General features: G+C 70.5%; 6 protein-coding genes and 1 pseudogene. 2 read left to right on the forward strand and 5 right to left on the reverse strand.

Features of this window, described 5'->3' with window-relative positions; genetic code table 11:
* Positions 1 to 14: 14 nt before the first annotated feature.
* The 5 genes from ACFYQA_RS17895 to ACFYQA_RS17915 form a co-directional block, all read right to left on the reverse strand.
* Complete coding sequence (locus ACFYQA_RS17895) at positions 15 to 893, reverse strand: carbohydrate ABC transporter permease (RefSeq protein ID WP_388918238.1); 879 nt, start codon at positions 891 to 893, stop codon at positions 15 to 17.
* Positions 890 to 1849, reverse strand: a complete 960-nt coding sequence (locus ACFYQA_RS17900) for a carbohydrate ABC transporter permease (RefSeq protein ID WP_388918241.1) — start codon at positions 1847 to 1849, stop codon at positions 890 to 892. The genes ACFYQA_RS17895 and ACFYQA_RS17900 overlap by 4 nt, the downstream gene beginning before the upstream one ends.
* 41 nt (positions 1850 to 1890) lie before the next feature.
* Positions 1891 to 3234 carry an ABC transporter substrate-binding protein gene (locus tag ACFYQA_RS17905; RefSeq protein WP_388918244.1) on the reverse strand — a complete coding sequence of 448 codons (1344 nt, stop codon included), beginning with the start codon at positions 3232 to 3234 and terminating at the stop codon, positions 1891 to 1893.
* A gap of 217 nt (positions 3235 to 3451) precedes the next feature.
* On the reverse strand, positions 3452 to 4450 hold the full coding sequence (locus ACFYQA_RS17910) for a LacI family DNA-binding transcriptional regulator (protein WP_388918247.1): 999 nt from the start codon (positions 4448 to 4450) through the stop codon (positions 3452 to 3454).
* Between the two features lie 61 nt (positions 4451 to 4511).
* Positions 4512 to 5171, reverse strand: coding sequence for a hypothetical protein (locus ACFYQA_RS17915; protein ID WP_388918250.1), 660 nt, complete (start codon positions 5169 to 5171; stop codon positions 4512 to 4514).
* Between the two features lie 223 nt (positions 5172 to 5394).
* Here ACFYQA_RS17915 and ACFYQA_RS17920 point away from each other — a divergent pair, with 223 nt between their 5' ends.
* Both ACFYQA_RS17920 and ACFYQA_RS17925 read left to right on the forward strand, forming a co-directional pair.
* On the forward strand, positions 5395 to 6057 hold the full coding sequence (locus ACFYQA_RS17920) for a helix-turn-helix domain-containing protein (RefSeq protein ID WP_386395461.1): 663 nt from the start codon (positions 5395 to 5397) through the stop codon (positions 6055 to 6057).
* A gap of 151 nt (positions 6058 to 6208) precedes the next feature.
* Positions 6209 to 6444: pseudogene (locus ACFYQA_RS17925) on the forward strand (hypothetical protein).
* Positions 6445 to 6564 lie beyond the last annotated feature (120 nt).

Consider the following 6564-nt stretch of genomic DNA (forward strand, 5'->3'; position numbering starts at 1 on the left):
CCGCCGGTGCCGCGTCAGCCCTTGGTGCTGCCCGCGCCGATCCCGGCGATGATGTGCCGCTGGAAGACGAGGAACAGCGCGACCATGGGGATGCTGGCGATCACCATCGCGGCGAGGAGGACGGTCAGTTGGACGTTCTGCGACAGCTGCACCAGGGCCACGCTGATCGGCTGCTTGTCGGTGTCGGAGAAGACCATCAGCGGCCACAGGAAGTCCTGCCACACCGCGACCAGGGCGAAGATCGACACGACACCGAGCACCGGCCGGGACATGGGCAGCACGATGGACCACAGGGTGCGCAGCCGTCCGGCGCCGTCGATCTCGGCGGCCTCCAGGACGTCCCGCGGCAGCTGGTCGAAGAACCGCTTGAGCAGGTAGAGGTTGAAGGCGTTGGCGACGGCGGGGAGCCAGATGGCGAGCGGGTCGTTGAGCAGGCTGGTGTGGATCAGCGGCAGGTCGGCGACGACGAGGTACTTGGGTACGACCAGGGCCTGCGCGGGGACCATGAGGGTGGCGAGGATGCCGCCGAGGACCACGTTGCCGAAGGCGGGCCGCAGTCTGGACAGGGCGTAGGCGGCGGCCGTGCAGAACACCAGCTGGAACAGCCAGGCGCCGGCCGCCTGCACCACCGTGTTCCACAGGTGGGTGGGGAGCTGCATCAGTTCCCAGGCGTCGGTCCAGCCGCTCGTGCTCCACCGGTCGGGCAGGAGGTCCGGCGGGGTGCGCGCCACCTCGTCCGGGGACTTCATCGCGCCGGTGACCATCCAGTGGACGGGGAAGAGGAAGGCCAGCGTGAAGAGCAGGACGACGCCGGTGAACACGGTCCAGTAGACCGCCCGGCCCCGGGGACGGGCCAGGACGGCCGGGGAGACGAGGGTGCGGGTGCTGCTCATGCCGCCTCCTCGGAGGAGCGGGTGAGCCGGAGGTAGACGGCGGAGAACAGTCCGAGCAGGGCGAGGAGCATCACGCTGAGCGCGCAGGCTCCGCCGAAGTCGTTGTAGAGGAAGGCGTACTTGTAGATGAGGTAGAGGACGGTGACGGTGGAGTTCTCCGGGCCGCCGCCGGTGATCACGAACGGTTCGGTGAACACCTGCATGGTGGCGATGATCTGAAGGAGCATCAGCATCAGGATGACGAACCTCGTCTGGGGGATCGTCACGTGCCGGATGCGCTGGAGCAGGTTCGCGCCGTCGAGTTCGGCGGCCTCGTACAACTCGCCCGGGATGGGCTGGAGGGCGGCGAGGTAGATCAGGACGGTGCCGCCCATGTTGGCCCAGGTGGCGACGATCACCAGGGAGACGAGGGCGGTGTCGGCACCGTTGGACCAGTGGGAGGTGGGCAGGTGCAGGAACCGCAGTGCCTCGTTGGCGAGGCCGGTGCCCGGGTCGTAGAACCACTTCCACAGCAGGGCGCTGACCACCGGGGGGATCATCACCGGCAGGTAGACCACGATGCGGAAGAACGCCTTGGCGTGCCGGAGTTCGTTCAGCACGAGGGCGAGGACGAACGGGACGGCGAAGCCGACCAGCAGGGCGAGCAGGGTGAAGGTGAGGGTGTTGCGCCAGGCCGCGCCGAATTCGGGGTCGGACAGGACGCGGGTGAAGTTGGCGGTGCCCACCCATTCGGGCGGCGAGCCCGGCGTGTACTTCTGGAAGGCGATCACGACGGCGCGGATCGCCGGGTACCAGGAGAACAGGGCGAAGCAGACGAGGCCGCCCAGGAGGAAGCCGTAGGCGTGCGCCTGGTCGGCGAGGCGACGCCGTCTCCGGTCCTTGGCCGGGGACGGCGCCTTCACCGGGCGGACGGCGGGCGCCGGGGCGGCGGGCCGTGCGGCGGCGGTCTTCGTCATCGTGGGCCGGCCTCCCGCATGGTGGTCGGGTTCATCGTCGGTCAGCCTCGCGCCAGGATGCCGTCGATCTTGGTGGAGGCGTCCTCCAGGAGCCGGTCGATGTCGGCGTCCTCCTTGGTGAGGACCGCGGAGACGACTCCGTCGAGGACGGAGTACAGCTGCTGCGCCCGCGGCGGCTCGATCCTCATCTCCAGGCTCTGGTTTCCGTCGAGGAAGGCCTGGTAGTTCTCCACCGGCACGTTGGCGTGGGACTCCTTGACCTGCTGGTCCCTGGCGTCGGCGGCACCGGTGAACAGCCGGGGCTCGGGCAGGCCGACCGGTGCGTCGTTCTTCTTCGCGCGGGCGTAGTCGCCGAGGAATCCGTCGCCGGGGGTGAGGAACATGTGGTCGAGCCACTTCAGGCCGGCCCTGATCTGTTCGGGCGAGGCCTTCTTGTGGAGCATGTAGCCGTCGCCGCCGATGAGGGTGGCCTGTCCGCCGGGCATGGGCGCGAGGGCGAGGTCCTTGTACTCGGCGCCCTTCTCCTTCACCAGGATCGGAATGTTGTCGGGAGCCGCGAGGTACATGCCGAGTTTGCCGGCGCCCATCATCTGCTGGACGTCGTTGATGACGAGCAGCTGCTTGCTGCCCATGGAGTCGTCCTTCCAGCGCATGTCGTGCAGGGTCTGCAGCACGGCGCGGCCCTCGGGCGAGTCGACGGCCGCCTTCTTCCCGTCGGGGGTGACGACGTCGCCGCCCTGGGAGTAGAGCTCGGCGGTGAAGTGCCAGCCGCCCTGGTTCTGGGCGCTGTAGTCGGCGTAACCGACGGTGCCGTCGCCGAGTGCGGCGATCTTCTTCGCGGCGGCGCGGACCTCGGCCCAGGTGGCGGGCGGCCGGTCGGGGTCGAGTCCGGCCTGCTCGAAGAGCTGCCGGTGGTAGACCAGCCCCATGGAGTACCCGGTGCGCGGTATGCCGTAGACCCTGCCGTCGACGGTGTAGATGTCCCGCAGCTGCTGCTGGATCGTCCCGTAGCTCTTCAACTCCTTGACGTACGGGGTGAGATCGGCCGCCTGGTTGATGTCGACGACATGACCGGCGTCGGTGAAGTACGTGTAGAACACGTCCTCCATCTGCCCGCCGGCGAGCTTGGCGTCGAAGGTCTTCGGGTCCTGGCAGGGGAACGCGTCGTGCGGGACGACGTCGATGTCCGGGTTCTTCTTCTCGAAGGCGGCGATGTCCTCCTCGAAGAACCGGCGGTCGACCTTGGCGCTCTTGGGCGGCATGCAGTTGACCGTGATGCGGGTCTTGCCGTCGGCGGCCTGGTCGTCGTTCGACCCGCAGGCGGTGAGCGTGAGGGCGCCGACGCCTAGCGCGACGAGGGTACGGCGGATCCCGGTGCTTCTCATCGGTGGACCCCTCTGGGACAGGAGCGAGTGAACCCCTCGGAACAGGAGCGGTGGGCGGGGCACACTCAAGCACCGACAACAAGGGTCCGCAAGATGTCGCGCAGAATTTGAAATTATTCGACAGTCAGCCGGAAGCAAAGCGGAATCGGGCCCGAAGCGGGCCGGGCCTCCCGGCCGGCGCCGTCCGGATCCCGGGGGCGGCGGGGCGCCCCGGCCCTCAGGTCCGGGGCGCCTGCGCGGTCGACCCGCGCACCACCAGCTCCGGCTCGAACAACAGCTCCTCGGCGGCGACCTGCCCCCCGCTGATCTGCGCGTTCAGCAGTTCCACGACGGCCCTACCCATGGCCTCGATGGGCTGGCGGACCGTGGTGAGCGGCGGCTCGGTGCAGTTCATCAGGGCCGAGTCGTCGTAGCCGACGACCGAGATCTGCGCGGGGACGTCGAGTCCCCGGCGGCGGGCGGCCCGTACCGCGCCGAGGGCGAGGGGGTCGCTGGCACAGATGAAACCGGTGACGCCCCGGTCGATGAGCCGGGAGGCGGCGGCATGTCCGCCCTCGATGGAGAACATGGCGCGGGCGACGTGCTCGTCGGGCACCTCGCCGGCGACCGCGCGGACGGCGGCCAGCTTGCGGGCCGACGGAACGTGGTCGGCGGGGCCGAGCACCAGACCGATCCGCTCGTGACCGAGCGAAGCCAGATGCCGCCAGGCCTGTTCCACGGCCACGGCGTCGTCGCAGGAGACGCCGGGAAAGCCGAGGTTCTCTATGGCCGCGTTGACGAGGACGACCGGGATGTTGCGTTCGGCGAGCTGCCGGTAGTGGTCGTGGGGCGCGTCGGCCTGGGCGTAGAGCCCGCCGGCGAAGACGACGCCGGACACCTGCTGCTGGAGCAGCAGCGTCACGTAGTCCGCCTCGGAGACACCGCCACGGGTCTGGGTGCACAGCACCGGCGTCAGTCCGAGCTGGGCCAGCGCGCCGCCGATCACCTCGGCGAAGGCGGGGAAGATCGGGTTCTGCAGCTCGGGCAGCACCAGACCGACCAGCCGGGCGCGCTCGCCGCGCAGCTGGGTGGGCCGCTCGTAACCGAGCACGTCCAGGGCGGAGAGCACGGCCTGCCGGGTGGACTCGGAGACCCCCGGCTTGCCGTTGAGCACCCGGCTGACCGTGGCCTCGCTGACCCCGACCTTCTTCGCCACCACAGCAAGTCGTCGCGTCATGAACGCAAGAATAGCGCAACTCACGCAAGCCGTTTGCGTGAGTATGCAAGAAACCGGTGCGTCAGGATGGTTCCGGGACCACGCTGAGATGGGAAGCGGCGCGCCGGCGTCTGCGGTGGCCGGCCGGGGTGCGGCGCGCCTCGCGCAGGACCAGCGTCAGCCGGATGCAGTCCATGTCGTCGAGAATCCTGGTCGTCTCCACGACGAGACGGCAGTCGGTGACCCCCCAGCGCGGATCGGGGTGCCGCAACGGCCGCACGGCGCCGTCGTGTTCGGCGGCCTGTTCGCCGACGGCACGGAGCCAGTGCGGCAGTCCCTGCCGGTAGGCGGCCTCCATGATGGGGTCCTGTGCGATGTCCCGGCGGATGGCCTGCAGCCCGTGGTCGTGGCCGTGCCGCTCCACCGTCTTGGCGAAGTGCGCCAGCATCGGCAGGCACCAGCTCGACTCGTGTTCCCCCAGCACGGTGGCGGCGTCCGGGTGGAAGAGAACGAACCGGAGGAAGTTGTCACCGGGCATGGCCGTCGGATGCGGTTCGACATCCCGGAAAAGTGTCCGGAAAGCAGTGTTGGCCAGCAGCACGTCCCAGCGGCGGTCGACCACCAGGGAGGGGAAGGACACCGCGTGGAGGAACGCGGCGTAGTCCTCCAGATAGGCCTGCGCCTCGGGAGTCTCGGGGCCGGGCCGCGGTATCGGCCGCCGGCCTCCTGCCTGATGTGCCATCGGGAGGTCACCCCTCTTGCCTGTGCGGCCTTGACGCGGCGCCCCGATCCTGCGGCCCGGAGCTCGGGCATGTCAACTATCGTGGCATTCCATGCCGGTTGACGGCTGAAATTGGCCACAGTTGTGGCGAGACCTGGATGTGAGTTCGAGACACGGGCTAGTCTCCGTGAAGTTCACGGCAACCGCATGTGAGAGGCCTGTGAGAGACGTAGGAGATCTGTCGGTGACGGGTGGCTTCGTGGGTGAGGGTCAGGACACCGCGACGACGACCGCGCTGCCGGCCGTCGTCGCCCGTGTCGCCGCACTCGCCGACCGGCTCGACGTGCCGCACGCCGAGGTCTTCGGCATCGGCCGGCTCTCCGCGGCCTCCGGAGTCCCGGAGCCGGTGGTCAAGGCCCTGTTGAGCGGCCGGCCCGCGGGCGAGCCCGAGGTGCAGACCCGGTTCGTTCAGCGCCTGGACCTGCTGCGCCGCACCCGGCTCAAGCCGAACGGCCGCAAGTACACGCAGCAGGAGATCGCCGACGGCGCGGGCATGTCCCGGCAGCAGGCCGGTGCCCTGATCAACGGCGACCGGCGTCCCACCATGGAGCACTGCGACGCCATCCAGCGGTTCTTCCGGGTGCACGCCGGATTCCTCACCGCCGAGGACCCCGAAGCCCTCGCGAACGCGCTCCAGCACACCGAGCAGGAGCTGCTGCAGAACCTGGCGGACCATGAGCGGCGGGCCGCCGCGGCGGCCGACGACCCGCTGGAGCGGCTGCTGCAGGATCACGGGGTGCGCGGCATCGCGTGGCGGGCCGCGCAGCTCCCCACCGACCAGCACCGCGACAAGGTCGCGGAGTGGCTGGACATGCTCCTGGAGAACGTCCAGCGGCCCAAGTCCTGAGCCGGGGGGGCGCCTGCGCCGGAAGCACTTCAGCAGGGGGCGGACCGGCGGGCGGCACGGACCGATTGTCAGTGGTGGGCGGCAGGCTGAGGGTGCGCCCGCACCGTGCGGGACGCCCGATGCGGGATCATGACCCGGGGAGAGCGAAGCGATGCCCACCGCCGTACCGACCGACCGCGAGCGCACCGCCGTCCAGGCCTGTCTGCGACTGCTGCACACGGTGCGCGCCGCCCACGACGGGGAGAGCGCACCGCCGGGCACCCGCAGGCCGCCGGTGGTGGCGCCCTCCGTTCTCGCGGAGGCGGAGACCGCCCTGGCCGGGCCGGGCCGTCCGGCAACGAGGAGTCCTTCTTCCGGATGCTCCGCGACTGGCACCCGCAGCCGTGACCCGACCGCACGGCCGGCCGGAGCGGGCCGCGGGGGGGGGGGGGCCCGCCCCGCGCGGGGGCGGGGCCCGCCCCCCCCCCCCCCGGCCGCGCGGCCCCCCCCCCCCCCCGGGGCCCCCCC

Source organism: Streptomyces sp. NPDC005774 (genome assembly GCF_042871645.1).
In the GTDB taxonomy this organism is placed as follows: domain Bacteria; phylum Actinomycetota; class Actinomycetes; order Streptomycetales; family Streptomycetaceae; genus Streptomyces; species Streptomyces pratens.

Coding starts and splice junctions, on each gene's coding strand:
- ACFYQA_RS17895 (WP_388918238.1), bottom strand. CDS start 893: ATGAGCAGCACCCGCACCCTCGTCTCCCCGGCCGTCCTGGCCCGTCCC.
- ACFYQA_RS17905 (WP_388918244.1), bottom strand. CDS start 3,234: ATGAGAAGCACCGGGATCCGCCGTACCCTCGTCGCGCTAGGCGTCGGC.
- ACFYQA_RS17910 (WP_388918247.1), bottom strand. CDS start 4,450: ATGACGCGACGACTTGCTGTGGTGGCGAAGAAGGTCGGGGTCAGCGAG.
- ACFYQA_RS17915 (WP_388918250.1), bottom strand. CDS start 5,171: ATGGCACATCAGGCAGGAGGCCGGCGGCCGATACCGCGGCCCGGCCCC.
- ACFYQA_RS17900 (WP_388918241.1), bottom strand. CDS start 1,849: ATGACGAAGACCGCCGCCGCACGGCCCGCCGCCCCGGCGCCCGCCGTC.